Source organism: Streptomyces sp. HD, from assembly GCF_028369295.1.
Classification (GTDB): Bacteria; Actinomycetota; Actinomycetes; order Streptomycetales; family Streptomycetaceae; genus Streptomyces.
Genome location: NZ_JAQMYP010000059.1, coordinates 1 through 18,223 on the forward strand (window position 1 = coordinate 1; position 18,223 = coordinate 18,223).

General features: G+C 72.6%; 18 protein-coding genes and 1 pseudogene. 17 read left to right on the top strand and 2 right to left on the bottom strand.

From position 1 onward, the window contains the following. From POF73_RS38575 to POF73_RS38645, 15 genes are all read left to right on the top strand, one after another. Positions 1-387 (top strand): acetyl-CoA carboxylase biotin carboxyl carrier protein subunit (locus tag POF73_RS38575; RefSeq protein ID WP_272124001.1); only part of this gene is annotated, 387 nt, incomplete at its 5' end. A 25-nt stretch (positions 388-412) separates the two neighbouring features. After that, a complete protein-coding gene (locus tag POF73_RS38580) occupies positions 413-544 on the top strand; it encodes a hypothetical protein (RefSeq protein ID WP_272124002.1) in 132 nt (43 codons plus the stop codon). A gap of 88 nt (positions 545-632) precedes the next feature. Then, a complete protein-coding gene (locus POF73_RS38585; RefSeq protein ID WP_272124003.1) occupies positions 633-962 on the top strand; it encodes a TcmI family type II polyketide cyclase in 330 nt (109 codons plus the stop codon). Then, positions 959-2,242: a beta-ketoacyl-[acyl-carrier-protein] synthase family protein gene (locus POF73_RS38590; protein ID WP_272124004.1), complete on the top strand. Its 1,284-nt coding sequence runs from the start codon at positions 959-961 to the stop codon at positions 2,240-2,242. Before POF73_RS38585 ends, POF73_RS38590 begins: the two co-directional genes overlap by 4 nt. Further along, positions 2,239-3,450 (top strand): ketosynthase chain-length factor, encoded by a 1,212-nt coding sequence (locus POF73_RS38595; RefSeq protein WP_272124005.1) that lies wholly within the window; start codon positions 2,239-2,241, stop codon positions 3,448-3,450. The genes POF73_RS38590 and POF73_RS38595 overlap by 4 nt, the downstream gene beginning before the upstream one ends. A 44-nt stretch (positions 3,451-3,494) precedes the next feature. Next, entirely contained in the window at positions 3,495-3,791 is a 297-nt protein-coding gene (locus tag POF73_RS38600) for an acyl carrier protein (RefSeq protein WP_443049714.1), read from the top strand. 104 nt (positions 3,792-3,895) lie between these two features. Next, the gene (locus POF73_RS38605; protein WP_272124007.1) at positions 3,896-4,681 is read left to right on the top strand and encodes an SDR family NAD(P)-dependent oxidoreductase; all 786 of its coding nucleotides are present in this window, start codon (positions 3,896-3,898) and stop codon (positions 4,679-4,681) included. Between the two features lie 79 nt (positions 4,682-4,760). Further along, on the top strand, positions 4,761-5,711 hold the full coding sequence (locus tag POF73_RS38610) for an aromatase/cyclase (protein WP_272124008.1): 951 nt from the start codon (positions 4,761-4,763) through the stop codon (positions 5,709-5,711). Between the two features lie 2 nt (positions 5,712-5,713). Next, complete coding sequence (locus POF73_RS38615; protein ID WP_272124009.1) at positions 5,714-7,219, top strand: FAD-dependent monooxygenase; 1,506 nt, start codon at positions 5,714-5,716, stop codon at positions 7,217-7,219. 81 nt (positions 7,220-7,300) lie between these two features. Further along, the gene (locus POF73_RS38620) at positions 7,301-8,878 is read left to right on the top strand and encodes an FAD-dependent monooxygenase (protein WP_443049715.1); all 1,578 of its coding nucleotides are present in this window, start codon (positions 7,301-7,303) and stop codon (positions 8,876-8,878) included. Positions 8,879-8,882: 4 nt separating this feature from the next. After that, positions 8,883-9,761 carry an alpha/beta fold hydrolase gene (locus POF73_RS38625; RefSeq protein WP_272124011.1) on the top strand — a complete coding sequence of 293 codons (879 nt, stop codon included), beginning with the start codon at positions 8,883-8,885 and terminating at the stop codon, positions 9,759-9,761. Next, complete coding sequence (locus tag POF73_RS38630) at positions 9,758-11,071, top strand: MFS transporter (protein WP_272124012.1); 1,314 nt, start codon at positions 9,758-9,760, stop codon at positions 11,069-11,071. Before POF73_RS38625 ends, POF73_RS38630 begins: the two co-directional genes overlap by 4 nt. Beyond that, positions 11,068-11,934, top strand: a complete 867-nt coding sequence (locus POF73_RS38635; protein WP_272124013.1) for a 4'-phosphopantetheinyl transferase family protein — start codon at positions 11,068-11,070, stop codon at positions 11,932-11,934. Before POF73_RS38630 ends, POF73_RS38635 begins: the two co-directional genes overlap by 4 nt. Beyond that, entirely contained in the window at positions 11,931-13,538 is a 1,608-nt protein-coding gene (locus tag POF73_RS38640) for an acyl-CoA carboxylase subunit beta (protein WP_272124014.1), read from the top strand. Before POF73_RS38635 ends, POF73_RS38640 begins: the two co-directional genes overlap by 4 nt. Positions 13,539-13,546: 8 nt before the next feature. After that, positions 13,547-13,771 (top strand): acyl-CoA carboxylase subunit epsilon, encoded by a 225-nt coding sequence (locus POF73_RS38645; RefSeq protein WP_272124015.1) that lies wholly within the window; start codon positions 13,547-13,549, stop codon positions 13,769-13,771. 116 nt (positions 13,772-13,887) lie between these two features. Here the strand turns inward: POF73_RS38645 and POF73_RS38650 are convergent. Continuing rightward, positions 13,888-14,148 (bottom strand): annotated as a pseudogene (locus POF73_RS38650) (substrate-binding domain-containing protein); the annotation flags it as partial. 64 nt (positions 14,149-14,212) lie between these two features. On the opposite strand from POF73_RS38650, the gene POF73_RS38655 reads away from it, so the two are divergent. After that, positions 14,213-15,589 (top strand): cytochrome P450, encoded by a 1,377-nt coding sequence (locus POF73_RS38655; protein ID WP_272124016.1) that lies wholly within the window; start codon positions 14,213-14,215, stop codon positions 15,587-15,589. On the opposite strand, the gene POF73_RS38660 is transcribed toward POF73_RS38655, so the two are convergent. Continuing rightward, on the bottom strand, positions 15,586-17,067 hold the full coding sequence (locus tag POF73_RS38660) for an MFS transporter (RefSeq protein ID WP_272124017.1): 1,482 nt from the start codon (positions 17,065-17,067) through the stop codon (positions 15,586-15,588). The genes POF73_RS38655 and POF73_RS38660 overlap by 4 nt on opposite strands. A 96-nt stretch (positions 17,068-17,163) precedes the next feature. Here POF73_RS38660 and POF73_RS38665 point away from each other — a divergent pair, with 96 nt between their 5' ends. Then, a complete protein-coding gene (locus tag POF73_RS38665; RefSeq protein ID WP_272124018.1) occupies positions 17,164-18,135 on the top strand; it encodes a LysR family transcriptional regulator in 972 nt (323 codons plus the stop codon). Positions 18,136-18,223 lie beyond the last annotated feature (88 nt).

Below are 18,223 nucleotides of genomic sequence, written 5' to 3' on the forward strand. Positions count from 1 at the left end.
ACCGAAGCCGACACCGATCCCGGCCGGGACACCGTCGTCGTCGAGGTCGGCGGCAGGCGCCTGGAGGTCTCCCTCCCGGCTTCCCTCGGGATGGCCCTGGCCCGTACCGGCCTGGCCGCCGGAGCGCGGCCGAAGCGCCGGGCGGCGCGGAACTCCGGGCCCGTGGCCTCCGGGGACACGCTCGCCTCCCCGATGCAGGGGACCGTCGTCAAGGTCGCGGTGGAGGAGGGCCAGCAGGTCGAGGAGGGCGACCTGATCGTCGTACTCGAAGCGATGAAGATGGAACAGCCGCTGAACGCGCACAAGCCCGGCACGGTCAAGGACCTGTCCGCCGCGGTCGGCGCCTCCCTCACTTCCGGTGCGGCCATCTGCGAGATCAAGGACTGAACGTCCCCAGGGAGGTGTGACGCACATGTACTTCGAGACGCCGGACGACGAGTTCGACGCGCCCCCGCCCCCACCCCAGCCGCCCGCCTGGCGTCTGGCCGGTGAGGACGACGAGAACGACAGCGACCATCCGCACATCTGCCGGGGCGTCGACTGACGTGAGTCCGGCCGGGAATTCCAGTTCCCTTTCGCGCCCCGCCTTTTCGCGCCCCACGACCCACGCACCCTTTCCAAGGAGAGAGTTCATGCACAGCACCTTGATCGTGGCCCGGATGGAACCGGGCTCGGCGGTCGATGTCGCCAAGTTGTTCGGCGCGTTCGACGAGACCGAGATGCCGCATCTGATGGGCACTCGGCGCCGTCAGCTCTTCCACTACCGGGGCCTCTATTTCCATTTGCAGGACTTCGACGTGGACAACGGCGGTGAGCTCATCGAGAAGGCCAAGTCCGACGAGCGTTTCGTGCGCATCAGCGAGGACCTGAAGCCCTACATAGCGGCCTACGACCCCGCCACCTGGCGGTCCCCGGCCGACGCGATGGCCACGCGCTTCTACAACTGGGAGGCGTCCCGATGAGCGGAAGTCGGGGCGGTCGTCGGGTCGTCATCACCGGGATCGAGGTCCTCGCGCCCGGCGGCGTCGGCAAGGACGACTTCTGGACCATGCTGAGCGAGGGCCGTACCGCGACGCGCGGGATCACCTTCTTCGACCCGAGCCCCTTTCGTTCGCAGGTCGCGGCGGAGATGGACTTCGACGCGGAGCGGCACGGACTGACCCCGCAGGAGGTCCGCCGGATGGACCGGGCCGCCCAGTTCGCGGTGGTCGCGGCACGCGGCGCGGTCGCCGACAGCGGCATCGACCTCGCGGCCCACGAGCCGCACCGGGTGGGTGTCACCATCGGCAGCGCGGTCGGCGCCACGACGGGCCTGGACGAGGAGTACCGGATCGTCAGTGACGGCGGCCGGCTGCACCTGGTGGACCACGAGTACGCCGTACCGCATCTGTACAACTACTTCGTCCCGAGCTCCTTCTCGGCCGAGGTCGCCTGGACGGTCGGCGCGGAGGGCCCCAACACCGTGGTGTCCACGGGCTGCACCTCCGGTATCGACTCGGTCGGTTACGCGGTCGAGCTGATCCGCGAGGGCTCGGCCGACGTGATGGTCGCCGGTTCGTCGGACGCGCCGATCTCGCCGATCACCATGGCCTGCTTCGACGCCATCAAGGCGACGACCCCGCGCCGGGAGGACCCCGAGCAGGCGTCGCGCCCCTTCGACGGCACCCGCAACGGGTTCGTGCTCGGCGAGGGCTGCGCGGTGTTCGTGCTGGAGGAGCTGGAGAGCGCCCGGCGGCGCGGGGCGCACATCTACGCCGAGATCGCCGGCTACGCCACCCGCAGCAACGCGTACCACATGACCGGACTCAGGCCGGACGGCGCGGAGATGGCGGAGGCCATCACGGTGGCGCTGGACGAGGCCCGGATGAACGTGGACCAGGTCGACTACATCAACGCCCACGGCTCCGGCACCAAGCAGAACGACCGGCACGAGACGGCCGCGTTCAAGAAGAGCCTCGGCGACCACGCCTACCGCACCCCCGTGAGCTCCATCAAGTCGATGGTGGGGCACTCGCTGGGCGCGATCGGCTCGATCGAGATCGCCGCGTCCGCGCTGGCGATGGAGCACCACGTGGTGCCGCCCACGGCGAACCTGCACACCCCCGACCCGGAGTGCGACCTCGACTACGTGCCGGTCACCGCCCGCGAGCAGCTGACCGACGCGGTGCTGACGGTGGGCAGCGGGTTCGGCGGATTCCAGAGCGCGATGGTGCTCGCCCGTCCCGAGAGGAGCTTGGCGTGAACGCGGTGGTGGTGACGGGGCTGGGCGTCACGGCCCCCAACGGCCTGGGCGTACGGGACTACTGGGAGGCGACCCTCGCCGGGAAGAGCGGCATCGGGCGGATCACCCGCTTCGACCCCGCGCAGTACCCGGCGCGGCTGGCCGGTGAGATACCCGGCTTCGCGGCCGAGGAGCATCTGCCGAGCCGGCTGCTGCCGCAGACCGACCGGATGACCCGGCTGGCACTGGTCGCCGCCGACTGGGCGCTCGCCGACGCCGGGATCCGGCCGGCGGACCTGCCCGAGTCCAGCATGGGCGTGGTCACGGCGAGTTCGTCGGGCGGCTTCGAGTTCGGCCAGGGCGAGCTGCAGGCGCTGTGGAGCCGGGGCAGCCAGTACGTCAGCGCGTACCAGTCGTTCGCCTGGTTCTACGCCGTCAACAGCGGCCAGATCTCCATCCGGCACGGCATGAAGGGCCCGACCAGCGTGCTCGTCAGCGACCAGGCCGGAGGCCTGGACGCGGTGGCGCATGCCCGCCGGCAGATCCGCAAGGGCACCGCGGTCGTGGTCTCCGGTGCGGTGGACGCCTCGATCTGCCCGTGGGGCTGGGTCGCCCAGCTCGCCGCACAGCGGCTGACCACCCGGGACGAGCCCAGCCAGGCGTATCTGCCCTTCGACGGGGCGGCCGACGGGTATGTGCCGGGCGAGGGCGGCGCGCTGCTCGTCATGGAGTCCGAGGAGTCGGCGCGGGCACGCGGTGCGCGGATCTACGGCGAGATCGCCGGGTACGCCGCCACCTTCGACCCCGCTCCGGACAGCGAGCGCCCGCCGGCCCTGCGCCGGGCGATCGAACTCGCCCTGGACGACGCCGGGCTGGGCGCCGACGAGGTGGACGTGGTGTTCTGCGACGCCGCGGCCGACCCCGAGCTGGACCGGATCGAGGCGGACGCGATCACCGCGGTGTTCGGCCCCGGCGCCGTTCCGGTCACCGCGCCGAAGACCATGACGGGCCGCCTCTACTCGGGCGCCGCACCGCTGGACCTGGCCACCGCGTTCCTGGCCATCCGCGACGGGGTGATCCCGCCGACGGTGCATGTGACCCCGTCCCCGGACTACGCCCTCGACCTGGTCGTCGACCGGCCGCGCGAGGCCGGACTCCGCACGGCCCTGGTCCTGGCCCGCGGCCACGGCGGCTTCAACTCGGCGGCGATCGTACGGGCCGTCGCCTGACCACCGCTTCACGAACCACGCATCACGAACCACGCACACCGAACATGACCCGAGAGGAACCCCACGTGGAAACGCAGCAGTTCACCCTCGACGACCTCAAGCGCATCCTGATCGAGGGCGCCGGCGCCGAGGAGTCCGTCGACCTCGACGGCGACATCCTCGACGAGGACTTCGAGCACCTCGGCTACGAGTCGCTGGCGCTGCTGGAGACCGGCGGCCGGATCGAGCGCGAGTACGGCATCGTCCTGGACGACGACGTCCTGTCGGAGAGCAACACGCCGCGCGCCATGATCGACGCGGTCAACGCCCAGCTCGGAGGCGGCTCTCAGGCCGCCGCCTGACACTTCCGCCCGACGCTTCGCCATACCCGACATTTCATGATCCTGCCGCCGCCGGTACCCCAGTCGACCGGCGGCGGCGTCCACCCGAGGGAGTTGGAAGAAACATGCCGCAGCAGACGCAGCGGGTCGCACTCATCACCGGCGCCACCAGTGGCATCGGACTGGCGGCGGCCCGGCAGCTGGGCGCCGCCGGGCACCGTGTGTTCATCGGCGCGCGGAACGCCGACAACGTGGCCGAGACCGTCAAGCAGCTCCAGGAGGAGGGCATAGAGGCGGACGGCGCCGCCGTGGACGTCCGTTCGCCGGACGCGGTCCGGGCGTTCGTGCAGGCCGCCGTCGACCGGTTCGGTGCCGTCGACATCCTGGTCAACAACGCCGGCCGCAGCGGTGGCGGAGTGACCGCCGACCTCGCGGACGAGCTGTGGGACGACGTCATCGACACCAACCTCAACAGCGTCTTCCGGATGACCCGCGAGGTGCTCAACACCGGCGGCATGCGCGACCGCGGCTGGGGCCGGATCATCAACGTCGCGTCCACCGCCGGCAAGCAGGGGGTGGTCCTCGGCGCCCCCTACTCCGCCTCCAAGCACGGTGTCGTCGGCTTCACCAAGGCCCTCGGCAACGAGCTCGCGCCGACCGGCGTCACCGTCAACGCCGTCTGCCCGGGCTATGTCGAGACGCCCATGGCGCAGCGGGTCCGCCAGGGATACGCCGCCGCCTACGACACCACCGAGGACGCGATCCTGGAGAAGTTCCAGGCCAAGATCCCGCTCGGCCGCTACTCCACGCCGGAGGAGGTCGCCGGGATGGTCGGCTACCTCGCCTCCGAGACCGCCGCCTCCGTCACCGCGCAGGCGATCAACGTCTGCGGCGGGCTGGGCAACTTCTGAGCCCCGCGCCGACCCCTGCCCCCTGCCCGATCCCCGCCCGGGCCGCAACAGCACCCAACCAGACGAAGAGGACGAGGACGTGACCACGACGGAAGCAACGACCCGCGAGGTGGCGCACGAGATCACCGTCTCGGCCCCCGCAGACGCCGTCTACCGCCTGATCGCCGAGGTGGAGAACTGGCCGCGGATCTTCCCGCCCACCATCCACGTGGACCACCTGGAGAAGGGCGAGCGCGAGGAGCGCATCCGCATCTGGGCCACCGCCAACGGCGCCGCCAAGAGCTGGACCTCCCGCCGCACCCTGGACCCCGCCGGCCGCCGCATCACCTTCCGCCAGGAGGTCTCCGCACCCCCGGTCGCCGCGATGGGCGGCGCCTGGGTGATCGAGGAACTGCCGGGCGGCGAGTCACTGGTCCGGCTGCTGCACGACTACTCCGCCATCGACGACGACCCCGAGAGCCTCGCCTGGATCGACGAGGCCGTCGACCGCAACTCCCGCTCCGAGCTCGCCGCCCTGAAGGAGAACGTCGAGCGGGCCCACGCCACCCGCGAGCTGACCTTCTCCTTCGAGGACACCGTCCTGATCGAGGGCTCGGCCAAGGACGTCTACGACTTCATCAACGAGGCCGACCGCTGGGTGGACCGCCTGCCGCACGTGGCCCGGGTCGCCTTCGAGGAGCCCACTCCCGGCCTCCAGGTGCTGGAGATGGACACCAGGGCCAAGGACGGCTCGACGCACACCACCAAGTCGTACCGGGTGACCTTCCCGCACCGCGCGATCGCCTACAAGCAGGTGACCCTGCCGGCCCTGATGACCCTGCACACCGGCCTGTGGACGTTCGAGGAGTACCCGCGCGGCGTCGCCGCCACCTCGCAGCACACGGTCGTGCTCAACCCGGACAACATCCAGCGGATCCTCGGCCCCGACGCCACCGTCGAGGACGCCCGCGACTACGTCCAGGGCGCGCTGAGCACCAACAGCCGCGCCACGCTGGGCCACGCCAGGGACCACGCGGAGAAGAGCCGCTGACCATGGCCACCGACACCTCCCGGGCCACCCGGGTCATCGTGGTGGGGGCAGGCCCCGTGGGCCTGTTCCTCGCCGGCGAGCTCCGCCTCGGCGGCGCCGACGTCGTCGTGCTGGAACGGCTGCGCACCCCCACCACGGAGTCCCGCGCCTCCACGCTGCACGCCCGCACGGTGGAGCTGTTCGACTGCCGGGGGCTGCTGGACGCGCTCGGCGGCCCGCCGCGCGAGCCCCGCGGCCACTTCGGCGGCGTACCGATGGACCTGACCGTGCCCGGCCCGTACTCGGGCCAGTGGAAGGTGCCGCAGACCAGGACCGAGGAACTCCTCCAGGACTGGGCCGGGGCCCTCGGCGCCGACATCCGGCGCGGCTGGGAGGTACGCGAACTCACCCAGCGGGACGGCGCCGAGGGCGGGGACGCGGACGGGTACGTGGAGGTCACCGCCGACACCCCGGACGGCGTACGGCGGCTGCGGGCGGCGTATCTCGTCGCCTGTGACGGCGAGGACAGCACCGTGCGGCGGCTGACCGGGGCGGAGTTCCCCGGCAGCCCGGCCGGGCGGGAGCTGCTGCGGGCGGACATCGCCGGGGTGGACATCCCGAACCGGCGGTTCGAGCGCCGGGAGCACGGGCTGGCCATCGCGGCCCGGATGCCCGGCGGGGTCACCCGGGTGATGGTGCACGCCTTCGGGCACCCGGCCCGGCGGCGGACGGGACCGCCGGACTTCGCCGAGGTCGTCGACGTATGGCGCCAGGTCACCGGCGAGGACCTGAGCGGTGGCCGCCCCGTCTGGCTCAACGCCTTCGGTGACGCCAACCAGCAGCTGGAGCGGTATCGCCACCGGCGGGTGCTGTTCGCCGGGGACGCCGCCCACCGGCAGATGCCGAGCGGCGGCCAGGCCCTCAACCTCGGCCTCCAGGACGCGGCCAACCTCGGCTGGAAGCTGGCCTCGGTGGCCTGCGGCCGGGCACCCGAGGGGTTGCTCGACACCTACGACGACGAGCGGCACGCGGTCGGGCGCCGGGTGCTGGCCAACATCAGGGCCCAGGCGCTGCTGCTGCTCGGCGGGCCCGAGGTGGAGGCTGCGCGCACCCTGCTCGGCGAACTCATCGCCGCGGGACCGACGCGGGACCACCTCGCGGCGATGATCACCGGGCTCGACATCCGCTACCCCGTGGGCGGCGGCACCCACCCCCTGCTCGGCGCCCGGCTCCCGCTCGGCACGCTGCCGACACCGGACGGCCCGGTCGGCGTCGCCGGGCTGCTGCGGGACGGCCGCGGACTGCTGCTCGTATCCGACTCGGCCCGGGCCGAACTGCGCTGGGTCGGCAAGGTCTGGTCCGACCGCGTCACCCCGGTGGCGGTACGACCGGACACCGCCGAACCGCTGCACGGCGCCGAGGGCCTGCTGGTCCGCCCCGACGGCCATGTCGCCTGGGCGGGCGCGGATCCGTGGGCGGCGACGGCGGCGATACGGCACTGGTTCGGGCGGCCGGATCCGGGGCTGTGACCCTGAGCCATCTCAGAACACCGGAAGTCATCGCAAGTCGTACATGATCATATTTGGGCGATGCTCAGAGAGGGAAGCACTGTGGACACGGATGTGATCGTCGTCGGTGCGGGGCCGACGGGCCTCATGCTGGCCGGGGAACTGCGGCTGGGCGGCGCCCGGGTCGTCGTGGTGGAGAAGCTGGCCGAGCCGACCGGGCAGTCCCGGGGGCTCGGTTTCACGGCCCGCGCCATGGAGGTGTTCGACCAGCGGGGCCTGCTGCCGCGCTTCGGCACGCTGGAGAAGAGCCCGATGGGCCACTTCGGCGGCGTCCAGTTCGACTACACCGTCCTGGAGGACGCCCACTTCGGCGCGCGCGGCGTCCCGCAGTCGCAGACCGAGGCCGTCCTGGAGGAGTGGGCCGGTGAGCTGGGCGCGGACATCCGGCGCGGCTGGGAGCTGACCAAGCTGGCCGACGACGGCGACGGCGTCGAGATCGTGGCCGCCACACCCGAGGGCGAGCAGCGGGTGCGCGGCGCCTACCTGGTCGGCTGCGACGGGGGACAGAGCGTCGTCCGCAGGGCGGTCGGGTTCGACTTCCCCGGGCTGCCGGCCACCCGCCGGATGTATCTCGCCGACGTCACCGGCTGCGACATCCGGCCCCGCTTCCTGGGGGAGCGGCTGGACAACGGCATGGTGATGGCCGCGCCGCTGGCGCCGGGCGTCGACCGGATCATCGTGTGCGAGGACGGCACCCCGGCCGGGGACCGGCCGCAGGCGGTGGAGTTCGACGAGGTCGCCGCCGCCTGGGAACGCATCACCGGCGAGTCGCTGGCCGGGGGCGGCGCCGACTGGGTCAGCTCCTTCACGGACGCCACCCGTCAGGTCTCCGCCTACCGCAAGGGCCGGGTGCTGCTCGCCGGGGACGCCGCGCACGTGCATCTCCCGGCCGGGGGACAGGGGCTCAGCACGGGTGTGCAGGACGCGGTCAACCTCGGCTGGAAGCTGGCCGCCGTGGTCCGCGGGGACGTCGCGGACACCCTCCTCGACAGCTACCACGACGAACGGCACCCCGTCGGCGCCCGGCTGCTGATGAACACCCGGGCGCAGGGCATGATCTTCCTCGGCGGCCCCGAGGCCGACCCGGTGCGCAAGGTGTTCGGCGAGTTGATGGCCCTGGAGGAGGTCCGCCGTCGACTGGCAGGTGTGGTCAGCCACCTCGACATCGCCTACGACTTCGGCTCCGCCCCCGGCGCCCACCGTCTCGTCGGCCGCCGCCTCCCCCCGCGCCCGCTCCTCCTGCCCGACGGCACGCAGACCACCACGACGGCCCTGCTCCACCCGGCCCGCGGCGTCCTGCTCGACCTGACCGACGACGCCGGCCTCCGCAAGAGCGCGGCCGGTTGGACCGACCGGATCTCGGTCGTCACGGCCGGTCCCGAGAGCGCCGAGGTGTTCTCCGGGGCGACGGCCCTGCTGGTACGCCCGGACGGTCACGTGGCCTGGGCGGCGGGAGGAGAACGAGGGGACGCGACCGACGCGGCCTCCGGGCCCGCAGCCTCCGGCGCCGCCACCCCGGGCACCCCCGCCCCCAAGGCCACCGCCGCCGACATAGCGGCCGGCGTCGACAGCCTCGTCACCGCCCTGCACCACTGGTTCGGCACCCCGGAGGTGGCTTAGCCCGATGACCATCACGTCCCTGTCCGTCGGCCCGAGCGTGCGGCGGATCACGCTGGATGCCGCCGGGCACACCCTGTCGGCCCTGCTGAGCGCACCTCAGGGCACGCCGCCGCGTGCCACCGTCGTCGCGCTGCACGGGGCCGGGATGAGCGCGGGGTACTTCGACGGCGGGGCCCAACCGGACGCCTCCCTCTGCGCGTTGGGAGCGCATCTGGGGTTCCAGGTCCTCGCCGTCGACCGGCCCGGCTACGGCGACTCCGCCGCCGGGCTGCCCGACGGCCTGGACCTCGCCGGGCAGGCCCGTGTCCTGCGGGCCGCGCTCGACCGCTTCGACACCGAGTACCCCGTCGGCACCGGCACCTTCCTGCTGGCGCACTCCTTCGGCGGCAAGCTCGCCCTGACCCTGGCCGCCGAGGCCCCGCCGCCCGGTCTGCTGGGCCTGGACATCTCCGGCTGCGGCCACCGCTACGCCGAGGGCTCCGCGGAACTCCTCACCGGGACCGACCGGGCCCGCTGGAGACACAACTGGGGCCGCCTCGGCCTCTACCCGCCCGCCACCTTCCACAGCAGCGCCGACTTCGTGAAGCCGGTCCCGCAGCGGGAGTTGCGGGAGGCCTCGGACTGGCCGGAGGCCTTCGACGTGCTCGCGCCACGCGTGCGGGTGCCCGTGCGCCTGACGTTCGCCGAGCACGAACTGTGGTGGCGGCACGACGCCGACGCCCTCGACGACCTGCGGGCGAGGCTGAGCGCCGCGCCGCGCGTGGTCGTCGACCGGCAGCCGGACGCCGGGCACAACATCAGCCTGGGCCGCACGGCCCGCGCGTACCACCTGCGCGCGCTCGCCTTCTTCGAGGAGTGCCTGCCGGAGCGGGACGGTCCATGACCGTGTCCGAACCCGAGCGCCGCGGTCTGTCCCGGCGACTGCTGGCCACCGGCCTGCGCTCGCTGACCGTCCGCAACTTCCGCCTCTTCGCAACCGGCCAGATAGCCTCCGCCACCGGCACCTGGATGATGGTCGTCGCCCAGGACTGGCTGGTCCTGGAACTGACCGGTGACTCCGGCACGGCCCTGGCCACCGTCACCGCGCTCCAGTTCACGCCGATGCTGCTGCTCACCCTGTACGGCGGCCGGATCGCCGACCGCTACGACAAGCGCGCCCTGCTGACCGGAGCCAACGTCGTCTCCGGAGTGCTGGCGCTGCTGCTCGGCCTGCTGGTCACCGGCGACGCGGCCCGGCTGTGGCACGTCTACGTGTTCGCGCTGGCCCTGGGCGTGGCCAACGCCGTGGAGGTGCCGGCCCGGCTGTCCTTCATCGCCGAGCTCGTCGGACCGGAGCTGGTGCCCAACGCCTCCGCGCTCAGCGGCGCCTACTTCAACATCGCGCGCGTGCTGGGCCCCTCGCTGGCCGGGCTGCTGATCGAGGCGGCCGGCACCGGCACCGTGATGCTCCTGAACGCGGCCAGCTACGCGGCGACCGTCGCCGGACTGCGCGCCATGCGGCCCGAGCAACTGCACCGCCCGCCCCGCCCGGCCGCCCGCGACGCCAAGGTCACCGAGGGGCTGGCCCATCTGCGGTCCCGGCCCGACCTGGTGGCCACGCTGTCCCTGCTCGCCGCGGTGTCGCTGTTCGGCCTGAACCTCCAGCTGACCCTGCCGCTGATGGCCCGCACCGTCTTCCACACCGACGCCGCCGCCTTCGGCCTGCTCACCGCGGCACTCGCCGCCGGTTCACTGCTGGCCGCCTTCACCGGCACCCTGCGCCGGGGCCGCCCCACGGCCCGGCTGGTCATCGGCTGGGCCTGCGCGTTCGGCGCCCTGGCGGCGGCCACCGGCTGGGCACCGAACCTGCCGACGGCACTGGTGCTGCTCGTACCGACCGGCTTCGCCTCCCTGTACTTCGCACAGGCCGCCAACCACCGCGTCCAACTGGGCAGCGACCCCGCCTACCGGGGCCGCGTCATGGCCCTCTACACCCTGATCCTGCAAGGCAGCGCCCCGCTCGGCGCCCTGTTCGTGGGCGCCGTCACCCAGTACCTGGGCACCCGCTCCGCGCTCTGGGCGGGCGGCCTGCTCTCCCTCGCCGCCGCCCTCGTCGCGGCGCTCGCCGACCGCAGCGACACCCGGGCCGGAGCGACGGCGGCCAAGGCCGAGCGGACCCGGCACCACCCGACCGAGACCGGGAGCCGCCCATGAACCTCCCACGCCTACCGAACACCCCCTACGGCACCCGGCAGTTGGGCCCGTCGGACCTGCACCTGTGGCTGCTGCCACCCCCCGACTCACCACGCGCCGCACCGGTCGCCGAACTGGACATGCAGGAGCGGCAGCGCGCCGCCGCCTACCGCCGCCACAGCGACCGCCAGCTGTACGTCGCCGCCCATGTGGGCCTGCGCCGGGTGCTGTCGGTCTACACCGGCGTCGCACCGCACCGTCTGGTCATCGGCCGGGAGTGGTGCGAGGAGTGCGGGGAACGGCACGGTCGCCCGGTCCTGGTCGACCTGCCGGGCGCCCCCGAGTTCTCGCTCTCGCACAGCCACGGCCTCGCCCTGGTCGCGGTGGCACACACCCGGGTCGGCGTGGACGTCCAGGCCCTGCCGTCGCAGGAGACCGTCGAAGCCTGTCTGCCGTTGCTGCACCAGGCCGAGCGCCAGGAGATCACCCGGATCCCCGCGGACCGGCGCCAGACGGCCTTCGCACGCCTCTGGTCCCGCAAGGAGGCCTACCTGAAAGGCCTCGGCACCGGACTCGCCCGCGCCGCCGACCTCGACTACCTCGGGGAGGCCGCCGAGTCCTGGCGCCCGACCGGCTGGACGGTGCGCAACATCCCGCTCTGCGAGGGCCATGTCGGCGCGGCGGCGCTGGCCGGCGACAAGGACTGGCGGGCCGCCCTGCACCCGGTGCCCGCCGACTGGCTCCACACCCGGGACGCCGTGGAGCGGATCGCCACCGTCCAGCCGGGCCTGCGCACAGTCCTGCGCGCCCACGACCCGTCCGCCGTCCGCACCCACGCCCTCATCGACACCAGGAACAGGAAGGAAAGGGCCCAGGCATCATGACCGTCACCGACCCCGAAGCTCCCGCGGCTCCCGCGCCCGCCACCGCCCCGGCCGCCCCCGAGGCGGACCGGCTCACGGAACTGCGGACCCTCAAGGAACTCGCCCGCACGGGCCCCGACCCCAAGGCCACCGAACGCCAGCACGCCAAGGGCAAGCTCACCGCCCGCGAACGCATCGAACTCCTCCTGGACCCCGGCTCGTTCACCGAGGTCGAGACCCTGCGCCGACACCGGGCGACCGGCTTCGGCCTGGAGGCGAAGAAGCCGTACACCGACGGCGTCATCACCGGCTGGGGCACGGTGGAGGGCCGCACGGTCTTCGTCTACGCCCATGACTTCCGCATCTTCGGCGGCGCCCTGGGCGAGGCTCACGCCGCCAAGATCCACAAGCTGATGGACATGGCCATAGCGGCGGGCGCCCCGCTCGTATCCCTCAACGACGGAGCGGGAGCCCGCATCCAGGAAGGCGTCTCGGCCCTCGCCGGCTACGGCGGCATCTTCCAGCGCAACACCAAGGCGAGCGGCGTCATCCCGCAGATCAGCGTCATGCTCGGCCCGTGCGCGGGCGGTGCGGCGTACAGCCCGGCGCTCACGGACTTCGTCTTCGCCGTACGGGACATCTCCCAGATGTTCATCACCGGCCCGGACGTGGTCAAGGCCGTCACCGGCGAGGAGATCACCCAGAACGGCCTGGGCGGCGCCGACGTCCACGGGGCCACCTCCGGCGTCGCCCACTTCGTCTACGACGACGAGCGCACCTGCCTCGAAGAGGTCCGCTACCTGCTCTCCCTGCTCCCCTCCAACAACCGCGAACTGCCGCCCGCCCACCCCGCCGACGACCCGGCCGACCGCCCCGGCGACGCCCTGCTCGACCTGGTCCCCGAGGACGGCAACCGCTCCTACGACATCCGCAAGGTGATCGAGGAGATCGTCGACGACGGCGACTTCCTGGAGGTCCACGCCGCCTTCGCCACCAACATCGTCTGCGCACTGGCCCGCCTCGACGGCCACGTCGTCGGCATCGTCGCCAACCAGCCCGCCTCCATGGCCGGCGTACTCGACATCAGGGCGAGTGAAAAGGGCGCGCGGTTCGTGCAGTTCTGCGACGCGTTCAACATCCCCCTGATCACCCTGGTCGACGTGCCCGGCTTCCTGCCCGGCGTCGACCAGGAACACGAGGGCATCATCAGGCGCGGCGCGAAACTCCTCTACGCCTACTGCAACGCCACCGTGCCCCGCGTCTCGGTCGTCCTGCGCAAGGCCTACGGCGGCGCCTACATCGTCATGGACTCCCGCTCCATCGGCGCCGACATCGCCCTCGCCTGGCCCACCAACGAGATCGCCGTGATGGGCGCCGAGGGCGCCGCGAACGTCGTCTTCCGCCGGGAGATCGCGGCCGCCGACGACCCCGAGGCGATGCGCCGCCAGAAGATCGAGGAGTACAAGACCGAACTGGTCCACCCCTATTACGCGGCCGAACGCGGCCTGGTCGACGACGTCATCGACCCCCGCGAGACCCGCCTGATCCTCAGCCGCGCGGTGACGATGCTCGCCGCCAAGTCCGCGGCCCTGCCCACCCGCAAACACGGCAACCCGCCCCAGTAGGAGACACCATGAGCCCGACTCCCACCCCGACGACCTCCGACCTGCTCACCGCCACGTCCTTGAGGGTCCTGCGCGGCGAGCCGAGCCCCGAGGAACTCGCCGCGTTCACCGCCGTGTTGACCCTGCGCCTGGCACTCCCGGACGAACCGACCTCACGACGCCCCACCACGGCGGGCTGGTCCCGCCCGGAACGCCTTCGCGCCTACAACTGCCCGAGGGCTTGGCAGGGTTGAGGCGGCTGATCCGGCTTCTGCCGGAGCGAGTGGCAAAGCACGCCAGGAGGTGGCTGCTCTGGTGGCTCAGCACAGATCACCGACTGTTCACTCGCCCCGGCACGGCCGGCGGCCGTTCACGCCAGAGCCCGCCGCGCCGCGCTCGCCCGCTCGGTCATCCTGGGTGGCAGCAAGGTGGCCTCCGGTACGGCCTTCCCGTCCAGTTTCCGCATCAGTGACTCCACCGCCCGCGAGCCGACCTCCTCGGACGGCAGCGCGACCGAGGTGACCGGTACGCGCACGGACGCGGCGAGTTCGTCAGGGCAGATCGCGGTGACCGACAGGTCGCGCGGGACACGCAGGCCCAGCTGCTCGAAGGCGTCGATCAGCGACTCCAGGGACAGGCGAAGGTATGTGCGACCCAGGGGTGAGTCAATGGGACCGTGCGGGAATCGGAGTGCCATGACGATGACGACAACAGCCACACGGGCCCCGATCGTGACGGGCAGTCCGCTGCTGGGCTCGATGAGCGACCTGCTGAACGATCCCCTCGCCACCTATCTGCGGGCCCGCCGTGACCACGGCGACGTGGTGCGCTTCCGGGCCGGGCCGCCCGGGCTGCGGTCCGACATCTACGCGGTGTTCTCCGCCGAGGGCGCCCAGCAGATACTGGCCACCCAGGCCGCCAACTTCCGCAAGGACAACGTCTTCTACGAGGAACTGCGCCGGTCGGTCGGCAACGGGCTGCTCACCAGCCAGGACGACACCTACCTGCGGCAACGCCGGCTGATACAACCGCTGTTCACCCGTCGCCGGGTGAACGGCTACGCCCATCAGGTCGCCGAGGAGGCGGCCGCCCTGGCGGACACGTGGCGTGGGGTGCCCGAGGGACCCCGGGGCCGGACCGTCGAACTGGTCGGTGAGATGCACCGGTTCGCCCTGCACGTCGTCGGCCGCATCCTGTTCGGCACGGACGTGGACAAGGCCTACGAGGTGATCGAGCGCACCCTGCCCCCGCTCCAGGAGTACTCGCTCAAGCGCGGCTTCTCACCGGTCAAGGCGCCGCGCACCTGGCCCACCCCCGCCAACCGCCGGGCCGGCCGCCTCCAGGCCGAGCTGCACGCCCTGTGCGACGGCATCATCGACAGCCGCCGCGACCGGGACGACCAGGACGACCTGGTCACCCTCCTCGTGCACGCCGAGAACGCCGAGGACGGCAGCCTGGACCCCGCCGAACTCCGCGAGCAGGTCCTGATCTTCCTGCTGGCCGGCCACGAGACCACCGCCACCGCGCTCGCCTTCGCCCTGCACCTCCTCGCCCGGCACCCCGAGGAACAGCGGCTTGTGCGGGAGGAGGTGGGGCGGGTGCTCGGCGGCCCGGGCGGACGGGCGCCGACCGCGGCCGACATGGACGAACTGCCGTATCTGACGATGGTGTTGAAGGAGGCCATGCGGCTGTACCCGTCCGCGCCCGTGATCGGCCGCCGCTCGGTCGCCGACGCGGAAGTGGACGGCGTACGCATACCGGCGGGCGCCGACATCCTGGTCAGCCCCTGGGTGACCCACCGCCACCCCGACCACTGGCCGGCCCCGGAGCGCTTCGACCCCACCCGCTTCACCCCGGAGGCCGAGGCGGGCCGGCCGCGCTACGCCTGGTTCCCCTTCGGCGGCGGGCCGCGTGCCTGCATCGGCCAGTACCTGTCGATGCTGGAGTCGGTGCTCGGGCTTGCGGTGCTGCTGCGGGAGTTCACCGTCGAGGACGCGGAGGAGGGGGAGGTTCCGGTCGGGGCGGGGATCACGCTGATGGCCAAGGGGCCTGTGCGGGTTGCGCTCCGCTAGGAGGGCCGGGAGGGGTTGTTGTCTGCGGGCCCGGTTGTGGCTGGTCGCGCCCGCGCGGCGGAGCCGCGAATTGATTCAGCCCCGCGCCCCTGAAGGGGCGTTGCTGCGAGGGCGATGAGCAGGGCTGTGGCCGCTGCTGTGATCGGTATCCCGTAACCGGCCGTCGGCGACAGGTGCTCCGCCATCCATCCGCCGGCCGCGCTGCCACCCGCGATACCGCCCAGCAGCGCGGTCACGGCGAGGGTCATGCCCTCGTTCAGGTGGCCCTCCGGGGTGCGGTGCTGGACCAGGGTCATGTTGGTGATCATGGTCGGGGCCGTGGCCATGCCGGAGATCAGCAGGGCGATGGCCAGGAGCGGGAGCGAGCCGGTGAGGGTGGCGGCGAGGAGTGGCAGCGTCAGGAGCGTTGCCATCGCCGCTATGCACCAGGGGTAGCGGTGCTCGGGGGAGCCGGAGAGCCCGAGCCGGCCGAACCAAAGGCCCGCCGCACAGGAGCCCGCCGCCTGGAGTGCGAGCACCGCACCCGCGGCCGTGCGGTGCCCCTCCGCGTCCGCGAACGCGATGGTGACGACCTCCGTCGACCCGAACACCGCGCCCATGGCGAGGCAGACGGCCAGCAGCGGGGGCATGCCGGGGGAGCGGAGGGGGGACTTGGCGGCCGCGGTGCCCGCGGCACCGGCGTCGCCGGTCGGGACGCCGGTGTGGTCCGTGCCGGAGGTGCGTCCCCGGGGCGGCGGCTCGGTCGAGCGCTGGGCCGCGAAGGCCAGCACGCCCGTGACCAGGAGCACCACCCCGGCCAGCGTTCCCGCCTCCGGGAAGAACGTCCCGCACAGGAAGGCCGCGAGCACCGGGCCCAGCGTGAAGCACAGCTCGTCGGCGGACTGCTCGAAGGAGTTCGCGGCGTGCAGGGAGTCGGGGTCGTCCTTCAGCAGGTGGGCCCAGCGGGCCCGGGACATGCCGCCGGTGTTGGGGGTGGTCGCGGTGGCGGCGTACGCGGCGAAGAGGGTCCAGTCGGGGGCGCCGTAGCGCACGCACAGCACCATCGCGAGGCTCCCCAGCGCCGCGAGGAGCGTGGCGGGTACGGCGACCCGCGCCTGCCCGTACCGGTCGACGAGCCGCGCGGTCCAGGGCGCGACCAGCGCGCTCGCCGCGAGCCCGGTCGCGGAGACGGCACCGGCGAGGGCGTACGACCCCCGGCTGCCGGCGATCATCACGACCGCGCTCATGCTGAACATGCCCATGGGGAGGCGGGCGGTCAGGTTGGCGAGGGTGAAGGCGAGTGCGCCGGGGCGGGTGAAGAGACGGCGGTACGGGCCCGGCGGGCGACGTCGCCCGCCCGTCGTCCGGGGCGTGAAGTCGACGGCGACGAGGGTGTCGGCGGTGAGCGTGAGGAGGGGAGAGGCCGGGGGTTTCGCGGCTTTCGGGTCATTCAGGGGTGACAGGGTTCTCGGGGCTTTCTCGTACGGCTGTTGCGGCATGGATCCACCGTCGCCCGCAGTGGATCAAGGGGTCCAACACCTGCTCGGCACGGATTCACGCACCCGCGTTGTAAGTCCGCCTTGTAGGTTCGCCGCATGCCCGCTCCCGCTCATCTCGACCCCCGCCTCCTGCGCGCCTTCCTCGCGGTGGCGGAGGAACTGCACTTCACACGCGCCGCAGCCCGTCTGTACGTCGCCCAGCAGGCGCTCAGCCGGGACGTGCGGCGGCTGGAGCGGGAGCTGGGCGCCGAGCTGTTCGTGCGGACGACCCGGCAGGTCACCCTGACCGCCGACGGCGAGCGACTGGTGCCGCACGCCCGCCGCGCCCTCCAGGCGCAGGACGACCTGCTCGCCGCGTTCGGTCAGGCCCGCGCCCTGCTGGTGGACGTCAACTCCCCGGGCCTCGGCACCCCCCGCCGGGTCCTGCACCGGGCCCGGGAACTCGCCCCCGAGTACGAGCTCATGGCCCGCTACGAGAGCGGTCTTACGGGGGCGGTCGGCGAGCTGGTCGCCGGGCGGCTGGACGTGTCGTTCGGCCGGTTCGCGGGGCTGGACCCGGCGCTGCGGACAGGGCTCGACCACCAGCCGGTCCGCTACGAGCCGATGGCGATCCTGCTCCCCGATGGCGATCCGCTGGCCGAAATGGATCGGGTGCCGCTGGCCGCGCTGGCCGGCCGGACCGTGTACGCCGGGTCCGGCAACGCCCGTACGCCGGAGTGGACCGACCTCGCGCACCGACTGTTCGACGGACGGGGCATCGAGGTCGCCGCGCCCTCCCCGCTCGCGGTGGGTGACGAGGAGTTCCAGCGGATCATGGCCAAGACGCGGGCCCCGATCCTGGCCGTCGTCGACTTTCCAGCCATGCCCGGGACCGTGTTGCGTCCCTTGATCGATCCCGTGCCGCTGTCGCCCGTGTCACTGGTGTGGCGAAAGGGCCTGGTGCACCCCGCATTCGACGCCGTTCGACGGGCGGTGGCGCAGATCGCGGCCGAGGAGGGATGGCTGCGGCGACCCGCCGAGGGATGGATTCCAGCCATCGATTTGGCCACGATGAACGTCCACAAGTGACACGCGGCAACCACGAAACCTCCGCGTGCGCTACATTCATGGCCTGAGCACGGTGTGGTAAAGGGGGGCGCTCGGCCGGGTGGGGGCT

Excerpts from the sequence above, each read along its gene's own strand:
- POF73_RS38625 (WP_272124011.1), top strand. The coding sequence starts at position 8,883 with ATGACCATCACGTCCCTGTCCGTCGGCCCGAGCGTGCGGCGGATCACG.
- POF73_RS38615 (WP_272124009.1), top strand. The coding sequence starts at position 5,714 with ATGGCCACCGACACCTCCCGGGCCACCCGGGTCATCGTGGTGGGGGCA.
- POF73_RS38640 (WP_272124014.1), top strand. The coding sequence starts at position 11,931 with ATGACCGTCACCGACCCCGAAGCTCCCGCGGCTCCCGCGCCCGCCACC.
- POF73_RS38655 (WP_272124016.1), top strand. The coding sequence starts at position 14,213 with ATGACGATGACGACAACAGCCACACGGGCCCCGATCGTGACGGGCAGT.
- POF73_RS38635 (WP_272124013.1), top strand. The coding sequence starts at position 11,068 with ATGAACCTCCCACGCCTACCGAACACCCCCTACGGCACCCGGCAGTTG.
- POF73_RS38600 (WP_443049714.1), top strand. The coding sequence starts at position 3,495 with ATGACCCGAGAGGAACCCCACGTGGAAACGCAGCAGTTCACCCTCGAC.
- POF73_RS38585 (WP_272124003.1), top strand. The coding sequence starts at position 633 with ATGCACAGCACCTTGATCGTGGCCCGGATGGAACCGGGCTCGGCGGTC.
- POF73_RS38580 (WP_272124002.1), top strand. The coding sequence starts at position 413 with ATGTACTTCGAGACGCCGGACGACGAGTTCGACGCGCCCCCGCCCCCA.
- POF73_RS38645 (WP_272124015.1), top strand. The coding sequence starts at position 13,547 with ATGAGCCCGACTCCCACCCCGACGACCTCCGACCTGCTCACCGCCACG.
- POF73_RS38665 (WP_272124018.1), top strand. The coding sequence starts at position 17,164 with ATGCCCGCTCCCGCTCATCTCGACCCCCGCCTCCTGCGCGCCTTCCTC.
- POF73_RS38605 (WP_272124007.1), top strand. The coding sequence starts at position 3,896 with ATGCCGCAGCAGACGCAGCGGGTCGCACTCATCACCGGCGCCACCAGT.
- POF73_RS38590 (WP_272124004.1), top strand. The coding sequence starts at position 959 with ATGAGCGGAAGTCGGGGCGGTCGTCGGGTCGTCATCACCGGGATCGAG.
- POF73_RS38660 (WP_272124017.1), bottom strand. The coding sequence starts at position 17,067 with ATGCCGCAACAGCCGTACGAGAAAGCCCCGAGAACCCTGTCACCCCTG.
- POF73_RS38630 (WP_272124012.1), top strand. The coding sequence starts at position 9,758 with ATGACCGTGTCCGAACCCGAGCGCCGCGGTCTGTCCCGGCGACTGCTG.